Origin of the sequence: Novosphingobium sp. THN1 (assembly GCF_003454795.1) — a bacterium.
Lineage (GTDB): Bacteria > Pseudomonadota > Alphaproteobacteria > Sphingomonadales > Sphingomonadaceae > Novosphingobium.
Genome location: NZ_CP028347.1, coordinates 2,250,929 through 2,273,462, shown reverse-complemented (window position 1 = coordinate 2,273,462; position 22,534 = coordinate 2,250,929). Strand labels below are relative to the sequence as shown.

Sequence of the window (22,534 nt, the reverse complement as noted above, 5' to 3'; positions counted from 1 at the left end):
GCCAGAGCCACCGCTCCACCGATGATGAGGGTGACTGAAGCCACAAGATACAAAACAACAAAGTGAGGGTTTCATGACGTTTTCCCTGAAGCGCGCAGCGCTCCTCTCGGCCAGCGCACTGGCCAGCATCGCGGCTCTTCCTGCTGTCGCACAGGAAGCCCCGGCCCCCGACAGCGCGGAAGCCGCAGAGGCCGGTGGTGCCGGCAACGAAATCATCGTCACCGCCACGCGCCGTGCGGTCTCGCTTCAGAATGCGCCAATCAACATCTCCGCCGTCACCGCGGAAAGCCTCAAGGACCAGCGCGTCGACGACGTCCGATCGCTCGCGGCCTTCACGCCAGGCGTCACGATCCAGGATACCGGCCCGCGTTCGACCGGCAGCATCGTCATGCGCGGTCTTTCGGCCAGCGACAGCAGCACTTTCGGCGCCAATGGTGACAACACCCTCGCCACCTACCTTGGTGAAATCCCGCTCTACCAAGACTTCAAGTTCATCGACATGAACCGCGTCGAAGTCCAGCTCGGGCCGCAAGGCACGCTCTACGGCCTCGGCACTCTCGCAGGCGCCATCCGCTACATTCCCAACCGTCCTGACCCGGACCGCTGGGAAGGATTGTTCCACGCCCGCGTCTATGACGTCGCCCATGCCAAAGATCCCGGCTTCGTCGTCGATGGCGTGGTCAACGTTCCGATCATTCCGGGCAAGGTCGCCTTCCGCTCCGCTACCGGCTACTACAACGATCCGGGCTTCATGGACTACATCTACCTGCTCAAGCAGCCGGGCGTGTCCAATCCCCAGCCTGCCCGGCCCGGCACTTTCTTTGGCCCCATCGGCACGCCGCAGCAGATCGCTGACAACTTCTACACTTACGCCGACGCCAACTTCGAGCACACCTTCACCAGCCGCAACCAGCTGGGTCTCTATCCCTTCGATGGCCTGAAAGTGACGCTCAGCTACGTCCGCCAGCAGACCGACACCAATGGTCGGCAAGCGAACGGCGGCGGGGTATTCGGCACCGGCAAGTACGAAGCCCCATGGCGCTATCTCGAGCCGGCCAAGCGCACGACTGACCTCTATGCCGCTGAAATAGAAGCGGAACTGGGTGACATCGCCCAGCTCGTTTCCGCCACCGCCTTCACTCGTCAGAAATTCAAGAGCTCGGTCGACGTTACCGACCTGCTTCTCGATCTCGATTACGACTACGAACTGTTCCCCGCCTTCTCGGGCTATACCCGCTCGAACGGCGAGAATGAGCAGTTCAACCAGGAAGTCCGCCTGGTCTCCACCCACGGCGGTCCGTTCAGCTGGGTGCTCGGCGGCTTCTACAATCGCTTGAAGACCAACTCAGACTACCGCGAAATCGTCCCCGGCTATCCCGCCTGGGCCGGGATAAACCGTCCTGACGAAGTCGAATACGCATCCTTCGTCCGCACCGACACCAAGGAAAAGGCTGTATTTGGTGAACTCACTTTCCAGCCGATCGACGCCCTTACGCTGACTGCAGGCGGTCGCTACTTCAACTATGACGCCTACGTGATCGGTGGCCAGGCACTCCCGCTGTTCCAGCCTTTCCCCAATATCAACTTCCGCTCGCGCGAAGGCGATACCGGCAAGAGCGGCAGCGTCTGGAAGTTCAACGGTTCGTACAAGTTCTCGCCTGATCTCATGGTCTACGCGACCTACAGCAAGGGCTATCGCATCGGTGGCGTCAACCGCGTCGCTCCTTGCGTCCTGCCCCTGCCACCGGGCCAGAACCTCTGCGCTCTTCCGAACGAGCTGTCCTACCAACCAGATACCACCAAGAACAAGGAAATCGGCATCCGCGCCAGCCTGTTCGATGGCAAGCTGCGCACCACGCTTGCGCTGTTCCACATTGATTGGGACGGTATCCAGCTGGATGGCCTGACCGAGAACGGCGCCATTGGCATCACCGTCAACGGCGGCAAGGCCGTATCGAAGGGCGTCGAGTTCTCGTTCAATGCCCGCCCCTTCGAAGGGTTCAGCGTACAGGGCAACTGGTCCTACACCGATGCTTACCTGACGGAAGCCGTACCTGCCTTGCTCAAGACCCGGGGTGGCGAATTCGATGCCCTGCCCGGAGATCGCCTGCCCGGCTCGACCAAGGTTTCCGGCTCTCTCGGCCTCAATTACGAGTTCCCGGTCGGCGAAGACCAGATGACGCTGAGCTGGACCTCCAGCTTCACCGGCAACATCTTCACCCGCGTCGGAGCGCGTGCCGGCGGCGAGATCCTGCCCTCCTACACCACGCACCGCGCCTCGATCGCCTACCGTCTCGACGAGACGCTTGAGTTCCGCGTCTACGCCGACAACATCTTCGACAAGTACGCCGTGGTCTCGGTCTCGAACGACTTGTCGCGCCGCATTGTAAACGATGGCGTCGTCTCGCGCTATTACGCCAACTCGGTGCTCAGCCCGCGCAAGGTCGGCATCGAAATGACCAAGAACTTCTGACGTTTACGCCGGCCTGCTGCGGCAGGCCGGCACCAGTTCCTGCGAAGACTGGGCCGCCGCTCGAAAGACCGGCGGCCCTTTTTTCGTGCACTTCAGGAAAATCAGTCGAGCGGAATGCCGTTGACGAGGAAGTAGTTCTTCACCTCGCCAAGGTGCTTCTCGTAATCGCGCCAGCGACCGACAGAGCGTGCATTCATCGGCTGGCGCACCTGCTGCGCGCTCGGCGTGGCAACCGCAGCGCGATTGCGGTGAAATTCCAGGCAGTTCGCATCCCATTCCAGCCCGCAGTGACTCAGCAGCTTGCGGGTTTCCGTCTCTTGGTCCGCCACCAGCCATTCATAGGTAACTTCATGAATTCGGCCCGGAAAACGCTGACGCCAGAACCCCATCAGGCGCTGGAACAGCAGCACATAGCGCGCCGTGTCCATCAGGTCGTAGGACCAGCGATAGTAGGGCGAGCCGAGCGCGAACAGGTGCTTGTAGTTGCTCCACACACTGTCCATCGCCCCACGCCGCAGGCAGACGATGCTCGCGCGCGGCAGCGCCTGAAGAATGTATCCGATATACAGGAAATTCAGCGGAAACTTGTCGGTGAACCGAGGGCCGGCGGCCCCGGCGTTCTGGCGTGCCCGGGCGAGATAAAGCTCCCCCAGCTTCTGCGCCGAAACGCCTCGGCTCGCCTCCACCGTCGCCGGATCGAGCACCAGCCGCGATGATGTCCCGGACAACTGCTTCACCGCCAGCGGCATGGCCTGAAGCTCCCCGGCCGAAGTCACCTCCGCGTGTGACGAGAGGATCCTGTCAACCAGCGTCGTCCCGGTGCGAGGCAGGCCGACGACGAAGATCGGTGCTTCGTCGAGGCGACTGTCGGACATCAAGGGCAGGTCGCGAACGAAGGTGCGGCGGATGATCTCGAACAGCGCCTGATCAGTCTCGAACTGGTAGCCGAGGTTGGCCCTGTGCCTCGCGTTGCCCAGGGAGAGTTGCGCGTTTGCCGCGTCGAGTTGCCCTTCTGCCTCGTGGAGTTGGAAAGCAGCGTAGCGCAGCCTGACTTCCTCTTCGGGGTCGGGATTCTGCGACAGGGCCGCGGCAATCCGGGTGAGGCCTGTCTCCGGGGAAGTACGGCGCAGTCCCGCCAATGCAAGATGCGCCCGGCCATGCCCCGGCTCACGCGCGAGTATGGCTTCATAGGCCCGCGCCGCCTCGTCAACCCGGCCGAAGAATCCCAGGGTGCTGCCAAGATTGAACTGGAATTCAATGACATCCGGGGCAGATCTTACGGCTGTTTCGAACAGGGGCAACGCCTCGTCATGCGCCCCGAGCCGCGCAAACACGCAACCGATGGTATCCAGCACCAGCGGATCTGAACTTCCTGCAGCCACAGCCGCCCGCGCCGTGGCAAGGGCATCGGCCTCTCGCCGTGCCAGCAGAAAAAACCGTGCCTGTTGAGCAAGATACTCGGCATTTTCGGGTTCGGCCTTGAGCACTGCACCAATGGCCTTGAGCGCGTCGGCCACCCGCCCGCTCTCTGCCAGAGCGACGGCGGCGACAAAGCCCGCCTCCACATCACGGGGATCAACCTGGAGCGCTTCTCCCGCCTTGGCCAAGGCCTCAGAAATTCGCCCTGCCCCCAGAAGCTCGCGCAAAGATGTGCCCACCGCCATAGCCGAAGCGTAGCTTCACGCGCGACGGCGAGCGCTACGCAAATTGGCGCAGTTACCGGCCAAGCATCCGGAACGGTGGACCTGCCCGAACGTTCACGTCGGGAACCATTCGGAGAATGACGATGCCAGCCAAATCAGCAGCCCAGCAGAAGGCCGCCGGCGCCGCACTATCGGCGAAGCGAGGCGAGACCGACAAGAGCGACCTCAAAGGGGCGTCACGATCGATGGAAAAATCGATGACCGAGAAGGAGTTGGAGGAGCTTGCCGCGACACGTCGCAAGGGTAAGCCAGAGCACGTGCGCAAGGACTGATCCGGTGGAACAGGCTTTCACCGCCATCGCCAACCGGGTTTCCGGATGGGCCGGACGCCCCGCAACCTTCGTCATCGCGCTCGCCATCATCATCGGCTGGGGATTGAGCGGCCCGTTGTTCCAGTGGAGCGACACCTGGCAACTCGTCGTCAACACAGGCACCACGATCATCACATTCCTCATGGTTTTCCTGATCCAGAACAGCCAGAACCGCGACGCTGCCGCGATGCAGGCAAAGCTGGACGAGCTTATCCGCGCTGTCGACAAGGCTCGCGAAGGCTTTGTCGGCATCGAACATCTGACGGATGATGAAATCTGCCGACTGCGATCCGCGCTTGAACGCGAAGTTGGTGCATCAGCCGACAAGCAGGGTACAGCAAACGAGACAGTGGAGCGACTGCTCGACCGCACCTGACCGGAGAAGCGAATGCAGCGTATCGAGAGCGACAGTCTGGGCGAAGTCCGGGTCCCGGCCGACGCCTACTGGGGTGCGCAGACACAACGCAGCATCGACAATTTTCCGTTCGGTTCCATGGAGCGGATGCCCTTGGGCATTGTGCATGCGCTGGGTATCATCAAGCAGGCAGCCGCCAGGGTAAATCGTCGGCATGAACTGGATGTCAGGCTCGCCAACGCCATAGAGCAGGCTGCTGCCGAAGTGGCCTCCGGAAAACTTGATGAGCACTTCCCGCTGGTGATCTGGCAGACCGGAAGCGGCACGCAAACGAACATGAACGCGAACGAGGTCATCGCCGGGCGCGCCAACGAGATGCTTTGCGGTGAACGCGGCGGCAAAAGTCCGGTGCACCCCAACGATCACGTGAATATGGGGCAGTCCTCGAACGACACCTTTCCCACCGCACTGCATGTGGCGGCGGTGGAAGCGCTGAATAGCGCGCTGATCCCGGCGCTGGACAAGCTTTCCGGTGCGCTTGCCGGTTGTGCGATTGCCTGGAAGGACCTGGTCAAGATCGGGCGCACCCACCTGCAGGATGCCACGCCTTTGACGCTTGGCCAGGAGTTTTCAGGCTACGCGCAGCAATTGCGCAATGCGCACGATCATCTACGGCACGCCGAACTTCACCTGCTTCGCCTGGCGCAGGGCGGCACCGCTGTTGGCACAGGCCTCAATGCACCGGAAGGATTTGCTGAGGACATTGCTGCGGAGATTGCGGTTCTGACGGGAAAGCCCTTCAGCACGGCGCCGAACAAGTTCGAGGCGCTCGCCTCCAATGATGCGCTGGTGCAACTATCGGCCACGCTTTCGACGTTGGCAGTTGCGCTGACCAAGATAGCCAACGACATCCGCCTGCTGGGCTCCGGTCCCCGATCCGGCATCGGGGAACTGGAGCTTCCGGCCAACGAGCCTGGCAGCTCAATCATGCCCGGCAAGGTCAACCCGACACAGGCCGAGATGCTGACGATGGTTTGCGCGCAGGTGATCGGGAACCACCAAGCCGTGACCGTTGGAGGAATGCAGGGGCATCTTGAACTCAATGTTTTCAAGCCGATGATCGGGGCAGCAGTGCTGCGCTCCATGCACCTGCTGACGGTCGGGATGGAAAGCTTTGCCAAGCGCTGTGTCGAGGGGATCGAACCCGATCGGCGGCGCATCGCAGAGCTTGTCGAACGCTCGCTCATGCTTGTGACCGCTCTCGCCCCCGAGATCGGCTACGACAACGCCGCCAAGATCGCCAAGCACGCCCATGAGCATGATCTGAGCTTGAGACAGGCGGCGCTAGCGCTAAATCTGGTAGACGAAGCGACTTTTGATCGCCTGATTCGTCCGCAAGAAATGGTGTGACCCAACGGTTTTTCGACGATCCGGTTGGGCCTAGGCGGCGTGGACACGCCGCCTAGACGTCGGGCAAGGATTGCTCTGCCACGCCCCATCCCCGCAGCAGTTTGCCCTCGCTGCGCTTCAACAGGGCGGCTGCATCGGAAATGGTGAAAGCGCTGGCCTTCTCGAAATCATCAAGTTCGTTCCAATCGATCGGCGCTGCAACCGGGGCGTTGGCGCGTGCGCGGGCGGAATAGGGCATGACTGCGGTGCTGCCGCGCTGGTTGCGCAACCAGTCGATAAAAATGCGTCCCTTGCGCTTGGCCTTGCTCATGTTGGCAACGTAGCGCTCAGGCTCTGCCATACCCAAGGCCTTGGCAAAACGCTCGGCAAAGCTGGCGTGTGCTTGCCAGGAATGATCCCGGCGCAGGGGGATGACGACGTGCACGCCCTTCCCACCCGAAAGCATCGCAAAGCTTACCAGACCGAGATCGGACAGGCGCGACCGGATATCCTTCGCTGCGCGTTTCACGTCCGCAAAATCAAGCCCCTCGTCAGGGTCCAGATCGATGACCATGCGGTCTGGCGCTTCGACATCGTCAGTCCGGGCGCACCAACCGTGGAATTCAATCGTCCCCATCTGGACACACGTGAGAATGCCCGCAGCATCGCTGACATAGAGATAGTCTTCGCTATCGCCGTCCTTCTCGCGGATCGGGACATGATGGACATGTTCGCCGAACGAGCCGCTATCATGCTTCTGGAAAAAGCACTGTTTCGCCCTGCCCTGCGGACACCGCACGAGGCTTAGCGGGCGATTGGCAAGAAACGGGAGCATCGCTGGAGCAAGCTGTGCGTAGTAGTCTGCCAGATCACCCTTGGTCTGACCGCTTTCGGGAAAGATCACGCGCGAACGGTTGCTGATGCTGATGATTTCCTTCGGGTTCTCGATCCGCACAGGTTTCTCGGGCGTCACGTCCTCGGCCTTCTTGTCTTCACGCAAACCGACGAAGCTGGCGTGGCGGACTCTTCCTTCACTGGTGAACTCGGCAAAAGCGATCTCGGCGACGAGCACGGGCTCGAGCCATGACGCACCACGGGCTTCAGTCTTGGGCACTTCGAGTGCGCGGTCTTCCCGCCGCAGCGGTTCAAACCGGGCGGCCAGTTCGTCAAGCAGTTCTTCATTGAACCCCGTGCCGACCTTGCCCTTGTATACCAGCGCATCACCTTCCCGCTGTGCCAGCAGAAGCGAGGCGAAGGGGCGGCGGCGGGCACTCGATTTTGTCATGCCGACAATGATGAATTCCTGGCGCAGGATGCATTTGACCTTCAGCCAGTTCTGCGTCCGCTTTGGCAGATAAGGCGCATCGGCCCGCTTGGCGATGATGCCCTCCTGCCCGGCACGGCACATTGCCTCCAGCAGCTTCTCACCCCCACCAATGATGTGATCGGCGACATGGATTGGCGGAGAAGCTTCGGCCAACAGGCCGGACAGCCGCTGCTTGCGCTCCACATTGGATAGTGGTTTCAGGTCCTCGCCATCGAGTTCAAGGAGATCGAACGCATGGAAGGAAAGAGCATCGCCTTCGCCCTGTTCGCCATGGCCTCGCTTCAGCACGGCTTGCAGGCGCGAGAAATCCGGGTTGCCCTCGGCGTCCAATGCCGTGATCTCGCCATCGATCAGGCATGACGGCAGATCGAGGCTAGCGAAGTGGCGGATCAGGGGAGAGAACTTCTCGGACCAATCGAGGCCACTGCGGGTAAACACCCTGACGTCCTTGCCCTTTGCAGCGATCAGCGCCCGATACCCGTCGAACTTGATCTCATGAAGCCATTGGCGCCCTTCGGGGACACTGTCGACCAGAGTTGCAAGCTGGACGGGTTGAAACGTTGGCAGTGGTGCTGCACCGCGTTTCTTGCCTGGTGCCTGCGCCTTCGTCATCCGCGCATTTTGCTTGGCTGCCGCTTGCATCTCGGCGGTAAAGTCTTTTCCCCGCTTCCCCTTCAACGAATGGCTGGAGCGCTTGTCGGCGGCAATCTCGGCCATGGTCCGGCCGGTAAGCACGCTGGTGAGAGCACGTTCGACGAGAAGATCTCCCTGCGCGGCAAATGCGTCATCAATCTTGCGCAGCAACCAGTTTTCGCGCTTCTCGTTGCCCCGCTTCTTCAGGCGGATGAGCAGCCATTCGCCCTTCATTCTCTCCCCAGCGAGACGAAAGTGCAGATGCCCGTCTAAAAGGTCCTTGGCGCTTTTGCCCTCGATCGGCTCCCAGGTTCCGCGATCCCACAGCATCACGGTCCCACCACCATACTCGCCCTGGGGAATGGTACCTTCGAACTCGGCGTAGCTTAGCGGGTGATCCTCGGTCTGCACCGCAAGGCGCTTGTCTTCCGGATCAGGGCTGGGTCCGCGCGTCACCGCCCAGCTTTTCAGCACACCGTCAACCTCGATGCGGAAGTCCCAATGAAGCCGCGTGGCGTCGTGCTTCTGGACGATGAAGAGGTTGCCCGTCGTGCTCGATGCCTTCTTGCCCGAAGGTTCTCCGGTGCGGGTGAAATCGCGCTTGGCGTTGTAAGCTGCGAGGGGATCGCGGACGGCCATCGCTCAAGCCCGTTTCCGGCGTGACGGCGATGCGCGCTTTTGCGGCCTGCCCTCATCGGCATCTTCGTCGTGGCCGAGCGATTGCTTGAGCGCGGCCATCAGATCAATCACGTTGCCACCGCGCGGAGCCTCGTCAGCGTCGGGGTCCTCGATGATGCGCTCACCCTTTGCCTTGACCTTCTTGTCGATCAGCGCGTGGAGCGCGTCGACATAGCGATCATGGAACTTGTCGGGTGCAAACTTCGCGGTCTTCTTCTCGATCAGGCTGGCGGCCAGATCGAGCAGTTCGGGGTCGGCATCGCGCGCGGGAATGTCGCGGAACCAGTTATGGGCGCGCTGGACCTCATCGGCATAGCGCAGAACCTCGAGGATAAGGCCCCGGCCGCATGGTTTCAGTGAAACAAACTGTTCGCGTCCGCGGACCGAGAGCTGTCCCAACCCGACGGTTTTCGTCTGTCTGAGCGCCTCACGCAGGACGATGTAGGCATCCTCGGCAAGGTCATCGGCCGGCACGACGAAATAGGGCTTTTCGTAATAGAGAGCATCGATTTCATCTGCCCCCACGAACTGGACAAGCTCCAGAGTCTTGCGGCTTTCGATGCGAACGGACTCGATCTCCTCGTCATCAAGCAGGACGTAGTTGCCGCGGGACACCTCGTAGCCCTTGACGATCTCCTCGCGATCAACGGGACCTACGCCGGGCGCCACTTTCTCATAGCGAATGCGCTTGCCGCTGGGCTCGTGGATCTGATGAAAGGAAATGGCCGCACCGCTGCGCGTGGCCGGATAGATTTCGACCGGGATCGAAACCAGGGCAAGGCGCAATTGCCCTTGCCAGTATGCGCGAGCGGCCATGGCGGGCTTCCTTCCGGGTCGTGACTGAAGCGCGAAATGGCGCCAGCTTCGTCTGGCTCTATGCGCGAATGGCCGCTGCGGTTCCCGCAGGCGAGGAAGGGACGTTCAGACTTTTCGAACGGTTTAGGTAATCAGACTTAGGGACGTTGCGGAGAAAAAACTCCGAAATCCCGCCATTCCTAAAGCTTTCCCGGAAATTGTTAACCAGAAACCGGAACCGGACGTTGGCGGCCACCGATGCATGATGCCTGAGTGTTAATGGAGATTGTATCATGATTTCTGGCAGGATGGCAGCCTTCGCGCTCGTCACGTTGGGTACGGTGGCCGCAGGTAGTGCGGTGCAAGCATCGCAAGGATCAGCTTCGATCACGATCACCGGGCAAGTGCCGCTGGTGTGCCGCGTTTCGGTGGACAACAGCGCCAGCGCAATGCTCAACGCCAACGGCAACAAGAGCGAACTCCGCGAATTTTGCAATAACGGTGCCGGATATCGCGTCGTTGCGACCTATTCCAAGCAGCTTGCTGCGGGCCGGCTGATCGTGGACGGCCGCGCGATTGCCCTCGACGGTTCGGGCGAAGTCCTCATCAGTGACGTGGCTCACGCCGCCGCAAAAACGCGCTCGATAGCGATTGAAGGCAACGGCAAGGCAGCAGGCTCGATCCGCTTCCGTATCGAGCCACGCTGACTTTCACAGCGGGATGCTGCCGCAGTCCGTGGGCGCAACTGATCCAGCAACGAGCGGAGTGATCGTGACGACCAGGTTCTCCGAGTAGATCGGAGAGATCGCCTTGGTCGCTCCGCCGTCGATCAGAGTGCTCTGCACCGGCAAACGGTCTTCGATCGCATCGCCAATTCCGGCTCGGGCGCAGGTCTGGGTGATTGCCGACGTACTCGTGGGAGACCGGGTCTGCCCGAGGAAGCGGACCGAATAGCGGATCTGCTGACTCGTGTCCGTCGTCGAGGCGCCACCTGGGGTCAAGACAAACGGCTGGGCATCTCCCGGCATGACGCCGAGCGAAACCGTGTAAGGTCCGGAGCTTTGCACGCGAACGTGGTTTGACGGCGAAGTCTTTACAGTTGTCGCTTGGGCATCCGAGACTTGGGCAAGCTCGCCGAAATCGAGCGCAGTCCCAACGAAGCTTGCGCGAAGTGCGCTCAGGACATTCACGTTGATCGAGATGGCGGCCGCACTGTCGATCGGCGTCAGGACATCGTTCAAGCCGCCAGTGCCCTTGCAGACGTAGCGAATCCCGAACTGAATCAGGCCACCGGCGATCAGATCGACGTTGGCAGGCACGGTAACCCGCAGGTTGATCTGAAGCGTGTCCGGCTGGGCAGCCCCGCCGAACTGCACGGCAATCTGGCCCGTCTGAATATTGGAAATGGCCGGGAGATTGCTTGGCACCGCGTTGGAATCATACAGTACGTCAAAGTAGGTGCCACCGCCCGGCACAGTAGCCTGCACCTGATAGGCGGGGCTTCCTGCGGGCTTCGTCAATACGAAGTATGCTTCCTGCGTCTTCTTTCCGCCGCCTGCCGTAACGCGCGTAAGGGTCAGCGGAATATCAACCGATTGTAGCCCGGATGACGCAAACGGATCGTACTGGATGGATGTGCTTCCGCCGCTTCCGGTAACGCCGCAGTTCGACTGGGCGTAGGCGCCATTGGCACCCGCAATCATCAGGACAACTGCGGCCATAGCCAGGAACTTGCGCAGGCATGACATGACGGTCCGAGTGATCATTTCTTTTCTACCGCCTTTATCTCCCCGAGCTGGACAACTCCCGTTGCCTTCTGGGGGATTTCGATTTCGAATGTGGAGCGTGCAGCGTCGAGCATTTCGACACGCCATTTTCCGGGTGCAAGGCCGGTCGCACCAAAACGGCCCTGGCGATTTGTGAACACGGTTTGCGCCGGCCGCTCCGGATGGGCGACTTCCGTGGCCGTGCCGCTGACCAGCGACACCGGCTGGCCGTCAAGATCGAGCATGACGCCGAGCGCTGTGACGTTGTAGTCGGAGCCAACGGTAACGACGTATCCGCTGCGGTATGACGGGAACACGCGGAAAGAACCTTGGCCGATATCAGTGCCCGGAGGCGCATCCCGAACATCGAGAGGCACAGTGCGCTCGGAATAGGAAGGCAAGCTCGGCATCGTGGCCGAGCGCAAGCTCCCGCTATTGGCAGCGTTGCCGAAGGTTGACGCATCCACCACGATGTCGGCCTTGCCTAGGCTTCGGTGCGGCCGCACGATGGCGAAGCTGTCAAAGATGGGACGGCCAAGCGCAACCGCACCATCGGCAAGCGCCAGCGAGGTGCCCAAGCGGAAAGTGCTGCGCTGGTTCTGACTGTCACCGAAGCCGCGCGAATAGGTGCCGAAATGGCTGAAGCCAAGCTCTGCGCGATTGGCGAAATAATTGGCGTTGACCGAGACGCCTGCCCCATTGTCGGAGCGTTCAACATCGGCGGTGACGTTATAGCTGCCAACGCCGCTACCGCTGAGTGTCTGGTACGATGCGCGGAAGCGATTGTCGCGCGTATCAAAGTCGGAGCGGACAGTGGAATAGCGCCCCAGACGGACGATGAGCGAGACAAAGCCGCTGAACTCCCGGCCCAGCGTGTCTTCCTGATAACGCGCCTCTGCGTTAAGCGTTGCGCGGTCTGAAAACCGCCAACCCGCGCTCAGACGGTAGTTCTGAACATTGGGCCTGCCGGTCCGGCCTTTCGAAAACCGAACATCGGCGCCACCGAAGAAGCTTGTGGTGAAGGCATGGGTGTAACCACCACCCAGCTCGTACTTGTAAGGATTGTCTGGCAGAAAGAACGAGACGGGAGCGAAGCGGCGGCTCCGCCGTTCGACGAACAGGTTAAAGGTATCGCCGAGGCCGCTCGGTCGCTGGATCAGGCGCTGGAACGTGGCGTTGAAAGCATGTCCCGACCCGATGCCATCAACCTTGCTGAACGAGATATTCGTCCCAAGCGTGCCGAACGGCGTGCCGACAACGGCTTCGACCCCGCCCATGCGGCTATCAGCGTCGGCCTGAAAGTTGACTCCAACGGTCAAGGCATCGGTCAGCCCTCGGCGGTAATAGCCCGATGCGATCCAGTCATCGCTGTACCGCGGGCCGCGCGAACCGAGTGGAGCCTTCACGCCAGCGTAGAGGCCAAATTCGCTCAGACCCTTGGCGAGCTGCGTTTGATCGACAAACAGGTTGAACTGGACGACTTCCGTACGACCGGTGTCGTCAAGAATATTCAGGCGAATATCGTTGCCCCCCTGCGTGAAGGGGAAGTCTCGCAGATTGTAGTTGCCTGGAGCCAGTTGCAGACGACGGACCTGCTGACCATTGACGACGACCTCAACCGTGGATGCACGGTCGAGGCGAAAGGCGCGGTCACCACGCGGACGGACGACCTGTTGTGGATTGAGGACACTATAGGAACGAAAGATCGAAATCCCGGCGATGTCCGGCGCAGACTGAAAACCACGCGCCTGCGATTCAAGGTCGCCCGCAGAAATGCGCACCAGATGCCGGGTGTCATCAAACACGAAGCGACTGCCGAGCCTCTGGAAATCGCCGCCCAATGCTCCTGGCTGCCAGATCGCATCGCTTTCCGCGACGATCGGGCCAAGACGCAACGCGCCATCAACAAGCATGACCGGTTCGCGCAGTCCCTGATCAAACCCATCTTCGACCAGGTCCATCGAGCTGCGGAGATTGAGATAGGCACTGAAGTTTGCAGGCTTCAGCAGTTCGCCAACCCGCGACCGATCGAGCGCCGAGACCGACACGGCCCGCGACGCACGCCGCTCTGTGGGAATGCTGAAACGCAGTTCCAGCGTGCGCGGATCGTAATCTACGCCAATGCCAACAGGGGCCAGATCTTCTGCACTGACTTGCGTCTTGCCGCCAAAGCTCGTCCGCAGGCCTTCCAGCACGTCAGGCGCAAGCAGTTCGGACAGGATCTGTACGACGCGAGCGGCCGGAAAAGACAGGCGGTCGTCGACGTCGATCTGCACCGGGACGTCGCCGAGATAGCTACCACCGTCCTTGGCAGGCACCGTCAGAACCACCGCGCGTCCCGTCGGATTAAGCTTCTGCGAACGAAATGCCGGAGCAGGCAATTGCTCTGCCAGATTGGCCGCCGCAAGCTTTGTCGCTGGTGCAAGAGGAACGCGCATTCCGGCGCCATCGCGACCCGGTTCGAGCGTGTCCGCCCAGACGGCAGGAGCCCTGCCCGCAACAAGCAAGCTGGCTCCTATGGCGAAGATCTGCCGCGACCGGCCCTGCATGAGCTCAGCCCTCCGGTGTGATTGTCGCTTCAACCGTGCCAACGGCAAGCGGCAGTTCGACAGGAATAGTCACCTTGCGGGTCTGGTTACCGCCCACGAGGCCGAAGCCGATTGTCTGCTGGATTTCAGGACCAGAAAGTGTGCGCCGGAATTGCTCCTTCCCCGCCGCATCCTTTTCGACAATGCGCAACTTGCTGCCGCTAAGGTAACCGTGAACCGCAGAAGCATTCCCAACAGTCACGACAGCCACTGGCTTGCCGGCCCCGTCCTTGCCGACTTCGGCGCTTGTGACCTCCAGCTTCGGCTTTACGCCTGCAGGCGCAACGCTGGCGAGGACCTGGAAATTGTAGAGGATCTGAATCGCAGATTGGCCTTCGGGCAACTTTACCGGCAACTGTGCGACTGTCACATAGTAGTGCCTGCTGCCGGCGAGAGCCGGGTCGCCAACGTATTGGACGCGGAAAGTCTGGGTCTGGCCGGGATCGATAAGCGCTTGCGGCGGGAATACGAGAAGGTCTCCGGGATCCTTGCCGGTCGGTGAAACGCCGGTGTCGGTCAGGCGGAGTTCCTGCACGGTGAGCTCGACCGGCAGCGGACTGGCGAACGTGTTCTCGACCGTGATGACTTGCGACATGTCACGCCCGGAGGTCTTGAGATCGATCACGACCGGCTGCACCGTCATCGCCATGGTCGAGGCAGCCGGCAGCACCAGCGAAACGGCAGCAGACAGAAACGAGACAATGGATTTCACGTGAAGTTCCCCCTGCCCGCAGGCAATAGATTCAATCGGTTGGCTGCAGCTGGATGACGATCGTGTCGTCATAATCACCGGCAATCAGCGGCGTGCCGCCATCGGGTGTGTTGACCAGCAGGGCGAGATTGCCCGTTGCGCCATTCGCCACCGCCAGCACCAGCATGCCAGCATTGCTGCTTCGCTCCTGACTGGCTCCGGCCCAGTCAAGGCGCAGAGTGTAGGGCAGCAAATCGGCAAAGCCCTGCGCCTGAGGGCCGGCGGCCCCAACCCTGCCCAATCCGCCCTTGCCCGACGCGGCAGTTACCCGGTGCGAGGCATTGCAAGTGGCTGGGATCTCCAGCTCGAAGCTGGCGCCCCGCGGCAGCGCCGTGTTGGGATCAACCAGGCGCGTCAACCCGACCGTGGCGTTGCCGTCGCCCGTCGCCTGAAAGTTGGCATTGGTCACTGCTCTGGCTCTCGGTGTGCTGATTACGCAGGCCGAACCAGCAGTCGCACTGAGTTCGAGCACTTGAGCCGCGCGATCAACCTCTTGGGCATTGGCCGAAGCGCCAAACGCGAGTGCCGCGATTGTGAGCATGTAGCGCATCATTTTGGCTCCAGCGTAATACGCAGCGTATCGCCATAAACGCCGGCAAGCACGGGCGCATTCACCCCGCCATTCGATGCCCCGGCGAGAATGGCGAGGCGCAAGGTGACAGTTCCCGCTGTCGCCTGGTCAACGTCGATGCGCTGCTCGCGATTGCTGCGGATGCGGGCATCCATTTGGAGTTGACCGGAGGAACTGCCCCAAGTGAGGTTGGCGTCGTAAGGCAAAGCCGTTGCAAATCCCGGTGCATCAGTGGCTTGCCGCCCATCGGTGGGCCACAAACCATTGTTTTCGGACTGGATGCGGATCTGATGCGGGTAGTTGCAGACGGCGGAGAATGACACAGTAGCGCTCGCCGGGCGGGCGGCGAGCGTCTGCTGGTCCAGCAATTGTGTAACCTGTAGAGTGTCACCGGAAATGCCATTGAAGTTCACGAGCTGCCCTGCCTGCAGTTCGCCACCTGCAAGGGTGCAGACCTGTGGCGCAGAACCGGTTACGGGAAGCCCAGTCGCACTTGCGGCCTCCTGTGCGGCAGCTGGCATCGCGCACACCGGCAAAAACGCCAGAGCGAACATGGGAGAAGAGCGCGCCATGCTTCAGCTTTCCGGAGTCAGCGTCACGGTAACCGTGCCACGATAGGAAGTGTCGGCAACGAGGCGCAGGCCGGTGCCTCCGGTGGTTGCAAAGTCGCCAATGTTGACGGTGATCGGTCCGCTGAATGCAGTCGTGCGTTGCTGGATCGCCGCAGGATTGCTTGCCGACGCGGTGCTGAAGCTGGCGGGAGTGGTTGTCCAACCCGCCGCCGTCGCCGTGAAATCAACGCTACGTGAAAAACCCGTTGGCGCAGAGGCCGTGAATGTCTGTGCGACTACGGGCGTGGCAGCAACCGCAATCGAACTGCGTGACGAGCAGAAGCTCCCCGCCAGCACCTGGGAGGGTGCGCTGAGATCGGAGCGGAGGAAACCAGTGGTCGTATCGACGAGAATGCCCAGGTCGAAAATGCCACCGGCTTCCGACACCGAGCCGCCGACGCAAATTGCCGGAACGTTACCGACAACCGCGAAGTCGGCCGAGTCACTAGCGCTCTGGGCCTGCACCGGAGCCGAAATTACGACGCCGACGATAGCTGCGAAAAATTTAAGCCTGTTCATGGTCGCTTACTCCGTGACCGGTACGGGACCGAGGGTTACGGTGACCAGACCGCTATAGTTTCCAGCAACAAGCAGAGCGTTCTGAGGCGCCGAGAACGAGGACAGCGCGACTTCGATGTCACCCAGCTTCGGGCTAGGCTGCGTGCTTCCTGTGGCGGCCGAATCTGGAGACGTTCCATCTGCCGCTGCATCGGTCGTCGCAGCGGTACCGCTACTACCCCAGCCTGTTGCCGTGGCTGTGTAGTTCACGGCGCGTGAAAATCCGGCTGGTGGCGCAATTGTTGAATCGCCAAGCAATGCAGTTGCGCTTACGCCGAGCACCGAGCCGGCAAAGTTGCAGAAGCTTCCGGGCAGCGAGACCGATTGCGTGGCGAGCGCGGCAATCCGTCCGACGGATGCACCAGAGGTCTGCACCATCTGGCCGAGATCGATCACCGCACGCGAAGGTTCACCCAGGATGCACAACCGTGCGACGGAACCCGTCACCGCGACCTGACCCGAAGCTGTTTCGGAAGCCGTTTCTTGCGCCGACGCAGGCGCGGCCATCCCGCAGAGGGGCAGCATAAGCAGGCTAGACTTGAACAGTGCGGATTTCATCGTCGTGCTCCTGGATGAACTCTTCATGCGCAATGCAGATCAGACGGTGGGTGAGAGGAAGACCTCGACCTTGCCGGTGTAAGCACCCGCGACGAGCTTCTTGCTGGCTGCCGTCGACGAACCCAACGTAACGGCGATGTTACCGGAGAACATGTCGACGTTGGCGGCAGTGCTGGCGACAGCATCCGTGCTGATGTCAGAAAAGCTCTTGCCGTTGGCCGAGACCGAAGCAGTATAATTGACCGTATCGGTGAACGCCGCCTCGGCGCCCGACGTGACTGGCTGGTCTCCGGTCAACGCGGTCGCCTTGACAGAGAGTGTGGCTGCCGAATTGTTGCACCATCCGGTGAGTGTGCGGGTTTGACCGTCAACCTTCGTGGTATCGAGGCCACCGTCTGCGTCAGCCAGTTCGCCCAGCGGCAGGTCCTGCGATGACGTCACGAACTTGCACTTGGCAGCGACGGAGCCGGTGATGTTGACGGTGCCGGTAACGCTTTGAGCAGAAGCGGGCACTGCCGACAGGGCAGCTGCGGCGGTCGCCGCGAGAAGAAGCTTACGCATTTCATTTCTCCTGGGAAAAGGCTCGATCGAATCAGGCCACGGGTTGGATGTTTACGGTGATGGTGGAGGTGTAATTGCCGGCGACGAGCAGGTTCGAAGCGCCCCCCCTGGTCGAGAAGCCATAGGCCTTCACGGCTATGTTGTTGCCCGAAGCCGCGAGACGGCCGACAGTCGCCGAATTGGCTGCGGTGGCGCCAGCGGCGGTGCTGTACGTCACGGTGCCATTCCCGCCGGCCGCAAGCGCGACCTGCATTTCAGCGGTATAGTCGATCTCGTTGGAGTAGCCTGAAACGGCGGCGGCAGCCGTGCTCAAACGGTCAGCCACGATCGCAAGAGAGACGCTGGCCGAAGTGCAAACCACGCGCGTGGCGACCGGGGTTCCGCCCGAGGCCGCGCTGGTGGTGTTGGTGAAGCCGGTTGCCAAAGTGCCGTCCGCTGCGTCCAGCGCGCCAAGGGCGATAGTGCCGGTAAATGCCTGGGTCGCCGAGCCGCCCGGTGCAACCACGGAGCACCTTCCCAGGACGCTGCCCGTGACATTGACTGTCCCGGTCGTCACCGTCTGCGCCTGTGCAGGGGCTGTTGTCATTGCAACTGCGGTAGTTGCGGCCAGCAGGGATAGCATGGTCTTCATGGCAATCGGCCTTTCAGTTACCGCCACAAGCGGCGTGATGGGTTGCCGGGAACGGGCCGGCTGGAAGCGTCAGGTTACAAGGCTGCGGAAACGGTCACGGTCAGGGTGTCGGAATATGTGCCCTGAACCAGAATGGCTGGGCCGGTGTATGCCGGGGCACTTACCTGGAGATAGGCGCCAGCCAGGTTTTGCGAACTAGGCGCAACCCGCAGCCCTTGGCTTTGCGTCGCAGGCCCGATGAACGAGCAAGGCGCACTCGCAGTGACGGCAAGAGTGGCCGCCTCACACTGATCGGTCACGCTACCCCCGCCGGCACCGACTAGGTTGAGCTTGACCTGATAAGGGGCAATGCCGGCATAACCTGCGTCAGAGGGCTGCGTGGCGCTGCGCAATCCGCCATTCGCCGAGGTAACCGCCACACGCGCTGCGCCGTTGCAGTTCAGGGTGAATGGAAACTGGTTGGACCAACCCGACTGGTCAATTTGCCCTGCATCGAAGCTGCCGGACGGTGCGCCGCCAATGGCGAAGCCACACCGGCCACCAACAGATGCCGTAACTGGCAGGGTGAGCGAAACGGGGGTACCACCGGCGTATGCCGTCGGCCCCGCGATGGTAGACTGGGCCAGAACAGCAGACGGGCAAGCAGCCGCAACCGCCGTCAAGCCGATCCTGATCTTGTGCATCAACATGCGCACTGCTCCCTGCTGCCTTGCGGCAACCTCGGCGCGCTTGCCTTGCGATGAAAACACCTGCCCTTGTGCGGGCGCAGTTCTTCGACCTCGGAAATGCCGGGCGGCATGTCCGAGCGGATGAATTGGCTTCAGTGTTCGTCTTCGCTGGCAATACGCCTGAATTGGTTAACTTGTGGGTAACCTTTTACGCTCGACACAACGCCTGCCGTGACTCACGATGCATCCAGATCCGAGAAAGTTTGCCCCAGATGCGTCGCATCTGGAGATTTAACAAATAAAGTTAACAAGACTGGCCTCCGGCTAACGCCAAGAGCAGGGAAGACCTGAAATATCGAAAAATCTCTTGAAATTTCGTCACTTGGAAGTTTACTCCAAGGACATCCAAGGAATCTTTTTACCTTCAAGACAATGAAGCCGTCTGAAATTATTACTGGATATAGTTAATCGCTTTCAGAACTGCAGCGATGAGATTTGACAAGAATCACTCAATATTTTCGAGATAACGGTCCTTCTGAGACTCCGAGTCGCACCGCTTATGAGCGATACGACTGAAGCTCTGCCTCCATCATCTTGCGCATCTCGAACTTCTGGGCCTTGCCCGTTACGGTCATGGCGAAACTTTCGACTATGCGGACGTGTCGGGGAACCTTGTAATGCGCGATGCGGCCTTTGCAGTGCGCAAGCACATCATCCGGACCGAGCTCTTCCCCAGCCCGAGCGATAACCCATGCGCAGACTTCCTCACCGAATTTCTCGTCGGCGACACCAAAGACCTGCGCGTCCTGCACGGCGGGATGTGTCAGCAGAAATTCCTCGATCTCGCGCGGGTAGATATTTTCTCCACCGCGGATGATCATGTCCTTTATGCGACCGGTAATCCTCACGTACCCGTTCTCGTCCATGGTTGCGAGATCGCCGGAATGCATCCATCCGCCGGGATCGATGGCTTCAGCAGTCTTGGCAGGTTCATCCCAGTAACCAAGCATTACGGCATAGCCGCGCGAACAGTATTCGCCCTGCTCGCCAATCGGCAGCACTTCGCCGTCAAGGCCCACGATCTTGGCCTCCGCGTGTGGATGGACGCGCCCCACAGTCCCAACACGTTCCTCAATCGGATCGTCGGTTGCCGTTTGGGTGGTCAGCGGACTGGTTTCGGTCATACCGTAGCCAATGGTGACCTCGGTCATGTTGAGGCGATCCATCACCTGGCGCATCGTGGTAACCGGACAGGGAGAACCCGCCATGATTCCGGTGCGCAATGTGCTGACGTCGTATGCGTCAAGGTCGGGCTGCGCCAGAATCGAGATGAACATCGTGGGGACGCCATAAAGCGCCGTGCAACCTTCGGCCTGCACCGCCTCAAGCGCCAGGCGGGGATCGTATGCCTCACCAGGATAGACCATGGCTGCACCACTCGTCAGCGCAGCGAGGTTGCCCAGAACCATACCGAAGCAGTGATACAGCGGGACCGGAATGCAGATGCGATCGCTGGCCGCGAGGTTGGTAGTTCGGGCGGTAAAATGTCCATTGTTCAGGATATTGCGATGGGTAAGCGTTGCGCCCTTGGGAAAGCCGGTCGTACCGCTGGTGAACTGGATATTGATCGGATCATTCTGGTTTAAGGTCCTTTCTACAACCAAGAGCCGGTTCAGATCAGGTTCGGCTCGCAAGGCGTCCCACGGCTCGAAGCCTTCATGGACCGCATCGCCAAGAGCAACCATCCCGCGCAGCATCGGCAACTTGGCGCGCCCCAGTTCGCGCAGCATCGCGATGTAATCGCTGGTCTTGAAGCTGGCGGCGGTGACGAGAAAGGTGCAGCCGACCTTGTTCAGCGCATATTCCACTTCACTGGTGCGGTAGGCAGGATTGATGGTGACAAGGATCGCGCCGATCCGGGCCGTGGCAAACTGGAGCACGGTCCATTCGGCGCAGTTGGGCGCCCAGATGCCGACGCGGTCGCCTTTTGCCACTCCTCGATCGAGCAAGCCGGTTGCAATCCCATCGACTTCAGCGTCCAGTTGCGCCCAGCTCCACCGGATCCCCTGATGACGGGAAACCAGCGCCAGCTCCCCTCCCCAGGCTTGCGCGGCATCGCGCAAGGCTTGTCCTATGGTTTTTTCCAGCAGCGGCTCATCGGTTGCGCCCTCGGCGTAGGAAAGCTGCGTCATCGCTTGATATTCACCACCTGGGTCTGGGTATACTCGGCTAGGCCTTCGACGGATTGTTCCACACCAAGTCCACTGGACTTGAAACCGGCCATCGGAATGTGCGGACCGATCGCGATGTGCTGATTGACCCAGACCTGTCCGCTTTCGATCCGCGATGCAATGTCTGCGGCGCGTGCTACATCCTTTGACCAGACCGAACCGCCAAGGCCATAGTCCGATGCATTGGCGCGTGCGATGACATCTTCGACATCATCGAATACGATCAAGGGAAGGATCGGGCCAAACTGCTCCTCGTCGACGATCCTGTCGCCGTCGGTCACGTCGCGGACGATGGTCGGGCGGATGAAGTACCCGGCACGCTCCATCACTTCACCGCCCGCAACGATCGTGCCATCTGCGCGCGCGGTCGCGAGGAAGTCCTTGACCTTTTCGAACTGCATCGCGTTCTGGATCGGCCCGATCTGTGTCCCTTGTTGCAGACCATCGTCCACCACGGCTGCCTCGGCAAGACGGGCGAGCTCTCCACACATCGCGTCATATATGTCGGCGTGGACATAGGCGCGCTTCACGGCAAGGCAGACCTGGCCGTTGTTGAAAAAGGCATTGCCGAAGATCGCCTGGGCAGTTTCGCGAACGTCAACATCTTCCAGCACGATGGCAGGGTCGTTGCCTCCAAGCTCGAGAGTGACGCGCTTCAGCGTATCGGCACCACTGGCAGCGATACGCTTGCCAGTGGCCGTGGAGCCGGTGAAGCCGACCTTGGCGACGTCCGGATGGGCCGTCAGGTGCGGCCCAAGGTCATTGGCATCAGTGATGATGTTGACCACGCCTGCAGGGAACACGTCCCGGCAGATCTCGCCAAGGATCAGCGCACAGACCGGCGTTGTCGGCGCGGGCTTGAGCACGATGGCATTGCCCGCCAGAACCGCAGGTCCAATCTTCCAGCAAGCAACGAGCAGCGGGAAATTCCAGGCGATGATTCCAACCACCACTCCCAACGGACGGTGCTTGACTGCGACGTATCCCGCCTCATCGTCCTGAATAACACGATCGGGAAGCTCCAGCGTGGCATAATGGCGCAAGTAACCATCGGTCATGGCCAGCTCGCCCATGGCCTCGGCCAGCGGCTTGCCTTGTTCCATGGTCAAGGTCCGAGCCAGTTCGTCCTTGCGAGCGGCAATTGCGTCAGCAAGTTCAAGCAGCTTTGCCTGCCGGTCTGCCCAAGGCAGAGCTGACCACGCAGGGACGGCCATTTTGGCCGCTGCGATGGCAGCATCTGCCTGATCGACGGAGGCCCGGGGAACCGTGCAGAACGGCTCCCCGGTTGCGGGATTGATCACGTCCATCGACATGTCGCCATCGACGAGATTGCCGCCGATCAGCAGCTTGTAGTCAGCCATGGTCCTCTCCTGACG

The 22,534-nt window shown here is 61.0% G+C and carries 20 protein-coding genes; 5 read left to right on the top strand and 15 right to left on the bottom strand.

Translation table 11 applies throughout. The annotated features are described in order from the left end of the window. The first annotated feature begins 73 nt into the window (after window positions 1-73). On the top strand, window positions 74-2,473 hold the full coding sequence (locus C7W88_RS11275; RefSeq protein ID WP_118073607.1) for a TonB-dependent receptor: 2,400 nt from the start codon (window positions 74-76) through the stop codon (window positions 2,471-2,473). Between the two features lie 101 nt (window positions 2,474-2,574). On the opposite strand, the gene C7W88_RS11270 is transcribed toward C7W88_RS11275, so the two are convergent. Further along, on the bottom strand, window positions 2,575-4,137 hold the full coding sequence (locus tag C7W88_RS11270; RefSeq protein ID WP_118073606.1) for a tetratricopeptide repeat-containing sulfotransferase family protein: 1,563 nt from the start codon (window positions 4,135-4,137) through the stop codon (window positions 2,575-2,577). Window positions 4,138-4,259: 122 nt separating this feature from the next. Between C7W88_RS11270 and C7W88_RS11265 the strand changes: the two genes are divergently transcribed. From C7W88_RS11265 to fumC, 3 genes are read left to right on the top strand one after another with little or no spacing between them, the layout of a single operon-like run. Continuing rightward, window positions 4,260-4,448, top strand: coding sequence for a DUF3008 family protein (locus tag C7W88_RS11265; protein ID WP_118074721.1), 189 nt, complete (start codon window positions 4,260-4,262; stop codon window positions 4,446-4,448). 4 nt (window positions 4,449-4,452) lie between these two features. Next, the gene (locus tag C7W88_RS11260) at window positions 4,453-4,863 is read left to right on the top strand and encodes a low affinity iron permease family protein (RefSeq protein ID WP_118073605.1); all 411 of its coding nucleotides are present in this window, start codon (window positions 4,453-4,455) and stop codon (window positions 4,861-4,863) included. A 12-nt stretch (window positions 4,864-4,875) separates the two neighbouring features. Beyond that, window positions 4,876-6,252: a class II fumarate hydratase gene (gene fumC / locus C7W88_RS11255; RefSeq protein ID WP_118073604.1), complete on the top strand. Its 1,377-nt coding sequence runs from the start codon at window positions 4,876-4,878 to the stop codon at window positions 6,250-6,252. A 52-nt stretch (window positions 6,253-6,304) separates the two neighbouring features. On the opposite strand, the gene ligD is transcribed toward fumC, so the two are convergent. Both ligD and C7W88_RS11245 read right to left on the bottom strand, forming a co-directional pair. Beyond that, window positions 6,305-8,830, bottom strand: a complete 2,526-nt coding sequence (gene ligD, locus C7W88_RS11250) for a DNA ligase D (protein WP_118073603.1) — start codon at window positions 8,828-8,830, stop codon at window positions 6,305-6,307. A gap of 3 nt (window positions 8,831-8,833) precedes the next feature. Then, window positions 8,834-9,685, bottom strand: a complete 852-nt coding sequence (locus C7W88_RS11245) for a Ku protein (protein ID WP_118073602.1) — start codon at window positions 9,683-9,685, stop codon at window positions 8,834-8,836. Window positions 9,686-9,957: 272 nt separating this feature from the next. Between C7W88_RS11245 and C7W88_RS11240 the strand changes: the two genes are divergently transcribed. Continuing rightward, window positions 9,958-10,371 carry a hypothetical protein gene (locus C7W88_RS11240; protein WP_162896009.1) on the top strand — a complete coding sequence of 138 codons (414 nt, stop codon included), beginning with the start codon at window positions 9,958-9,960 and terminating at the stop codon, window positions 10,369-10,371. 3 nt (window positions 10,372-10,374) lie between these two features. On the opposite strand, the gene C7W88_RS11235 is transcribed toward C7W88_RS11240, so the two are convergent. The 12 genes from C7W88_RS11235 to C7W88_RS11180 all read right to left on the bottom strand — a co-directional run bounded on the left by C7W88_RS11235 (window position 10,375) and on the right by C7W88_RS11180 (window position 22,519). Then, window positions 10,375-11,430, bottom strand: coding sequence for a hypothetical protein (locus C7W88_RS11235; protein WP_118073600.1), 1,056 nt, complete (start codon window positions 11,428-11,430; stop codon window positions 10,375-10,377). Then, complete coding sequence (locus C7W88_RS11230; protein ID WP_118073599.1) at window positions 11,427-13,979, bottom strand: fimbrial biogenesis outer membrane usher protein; 2,553 nt, start codon at window positions 13,977-13,979, stop codon at window positions 11,427-11,429. Before C7W88_RS11230 ends, C7W88_RS11235 begins: the two co-directional genes overlap by 4 nt. 4 nt (window positions 13,980-13,983) lie before the next feature. Then, complete coding sequence (locus C7W88_RS11225; RefSeq protein WP_240344578.1) at window positions 13,984-14,730, bottom strand: fimbria/pilus periplasmic chaperone; 747 nt, start codon at window positions 14,728-14,730, stop codon at window positions 13,984-13,986. A gap of 31 nt (window positions 14,731-14,761) precedes the next feature. Beyond that, window positions 14,762-15,319: a hypothetical protein gene (locus tag C7W88_RS11220; protein ID WP_205525168.1), complete on the bottom strand. Its 558-nt coding sequence runs from the start codon at window positions 15,317-15,319 to the stop codon at window positions 14,762-14,764. Further along, window positions 15,319-15,753, bottom strand: coding sequence for a hypothetical protein (locus C7W88_RS11215; RefSeq protein ID WP_162896008.1), 435 nt, complete (start codon window positions 15,751-15,753; stop codon window positions 15,319-15,321). The genes C7W88_RS11220 and C7W88_RS11215 overlap by 1 nt, the downstream gene beginning before the upstream one ends. A 162-nt stretch (window positions 15,754-15,915) precedes the next feature. Beyond that, window positions 15,916-16,470: a hypothetical protein gene (locus C7W88_RS11210; RefSeq protein WP_162896007.1), complete on the bottom strand. Its 555-nt coding sequence runs from the start codon at window positions 16,468-16,470 to the stop codon at window positions 15,916-15,918. Window positions 16,471-16,476: 6 nt separating this feature from the next. After that, on the bottom strand, window positions 16,477-17,067 hold the full coding sequence (locus C7W88_RS11205) for a hypothetical protein (protein ID WP_162896006.1): 591 nt from the start codon (window positions 17,065-17,067) through the stop codon (window positions 16,477-16,479). 39 nt (window positions 17,068-17,106) lie between these two features. After that, window positions 17,107-17,628: a hypothetical protein gene (locus C7W88_RS11200; RefSeq protein WP_118073593.1), complete on the bottom strand. Its 522-nt coding sequence runs from the start codon at window positions 17,626-17,628 to the stop codon at window positions 17,107-17,109. A gap of 31 nt (window positions 17,629-17,659) precedes the next feature. Further along, window positions 17,660-18,259, bottom strand: a complete 600-nt coding sequence (locus C7W88_RS11195; protein WP_118073592.1) for a hypothetical protein — start codon at window positions 18,257-18,259, stop codon at window positions 17,660-17,662. Between the two features lie 74 nt (window positions 18,260-18,333). After that, on the bottom strand, window positions 18,334-18,942 hold the full coding sequence (locus C7W88_RS11190) for a hypothetical protein (protein WP_162896005.1): 609 nt from the start codon (window positions 18,940-18,942) through the stop codon (window positions 18,334-18,336). Between the two features lie 542 nt (window positions 18,943-19,484). Continuing rightward, window positions 19,485-21,119: an AMP-binding protein gene (locus tag C7W88_RS11185; RefSeq protein ID WP_118073590.1), complete on the bottom strand. Its 1,635-nt coding sequence runs from the start codon at window positions 21,117-21,119 to the stop codon at window positions 19,485-19,487. Next, window positions 21,116-22,519 carry an aldehyde dehydrogenase family protein gene (locus C7W88_RS11180; protein ID WP_118073589.1) on the bottom strand — a complete coding sequence of 468 codons (1,404 nt, stop codon included), beginning with the start codon at window positions 22,517-22,519 and terminating at the stop codon, window positions 21,116-21,118. The genes C7W88_RS11185 and C7W88_RS11180 overlap by 4 nt, the downstream gene beginning before the upstream one ends. Window positions 22,520-22,534: the final 15 nt, after the last annotated feature.

What these genes read in the sequence shown, in the direction of transcription:
- C7W88_RS11235 (WP_118073600.1), bottom strand. Translation starts at nt 11,430, where the DNA reads ATGATCACTCGGACCGTCATGTCATGCCTGCGCAAGTTCCTGGCTATG.
- C7W88_RS11180 (WP_118073589.1), bottom strand. Translation starts at nt 22,519, where the DNA reads ATGGCTGACTACAAGCTGCTGATCGGCGGCAATCTCGTCGATGGCGAC.
- C7W88_RS11190 (WP_162896005.1), bottom strand. Translation starts at nt 18,942, where the DNA reads ATGCACAAGATCAGGATCGGCTTGACGGCGGTTGCGGCTGCTTGCCCG.
- fumC (WP_118073604.1), top strand. Translation starts at nt 4,876, where the DNA reads ATGCAGCGTATCGAGAGCGACAGTCTGGGCGAAGTCCGGGTCCCGGCC.
- C7W88_RS11270 (WP_118073606.1), bottom strand. Translation starts at nt 4,137, where the DNA reads ATGGCGGTGGGCACATCTTTGCGCGAGCTTCTGGGGGCAGGGCGAATT.
- C7W88_RS11240 (WP_162896009.1), top strand. Translation starts at nt 9,958, where the DNA reads ATGATTTCTGGCAGGATGGCAGCCTTCGCGCTCGTCACGTTGGGTACG.
- C7W88_RS11200 (WP_118073593.1), bottom strand. Translation starts at nt 17,628, where the DNA reads ATGCGTAAGCTTCTTCTCGCGGCGACCGCCGCAGCTGCCCTGTCGGCA.
- C7W88_RS11230 (WP_118073599.1), bottom strand. Translation starts at nt 13,979, where the DNA reads ATGCAGGGCCGGTCGCGGCAGATCTTCGCCATAGGAGCCAGCTTGCTT.
- C7W88_RS11195 (WP_118073592.1), bottom strand. Translation starts at nt 18,259, where the DNA reads ATGAAGACCATGCTATCCCTGCTGGCCGCAACTACCGCAGTTGCAATG.
- C7W88_RS11245 (WP_118073602.1), bottom strand. Translation starts at nt 9,685, where the DNA reads ATGGCCGCTCGCGCATACTGGCAAGGGCAATTGCGCCTTGCCCTGGTT.
- C7W88_RS11265 (WP_118074721.1), top strand. Translation starts at nt 4,260, where the DNA reads ATGCCAGCCAAATCAGCAGCCCAGCAGAAGGCCGCCGGCGCCGCACTA.
- ligD (WP_118073603.1), bottom strand. Translation starts at nt 8,830, where the DNA reads ATGGCCGTCCGCGATCCCCTCGCAGCTTACAACGCCAAGCGCGATTTC.
- C7W88_RS11185 (WP_118073590.1), bottom strand. Translation starts at nt 21,119, where the DNA reads ATGACGCAGCTTTCCTACGCCGAGGGCGCAACCGATGAGCCGCTGCTG.
- C7W88_RS11220 (WP_205525168.1), bottom strand. Translation starts at nt 15,319, where the DNA reads ATGCGCTACATGCTCACAATCGCGGCACTCGCGTTTGGCGCTTCGGCC.
- C7W88_RS11210 (WP_162896007.1), bottom strand. Translation starts at nt 16,470, where the DNA reads ATGAACAGGCTTAAATTTTTCGCAGCTATCGTCGGCGTCGTAATTTCG.
- C7W88_RS11205 (WP_162896006.1), bottom strand. Translation starts at nt 17,067, where the DNA reads ATGAAATCCGCACTGTTCAAGTCTAGCCTGCTTATGCTGCCCCTCTGC.
- C7W88_RS11275 (WP_118073607.1), top strand. Translation starts at nt 74, where the DNA reads ATGACGTTTTCCCTGAAGCGCGCAGCGCTCCTCTCGGCCAGCGCACTG.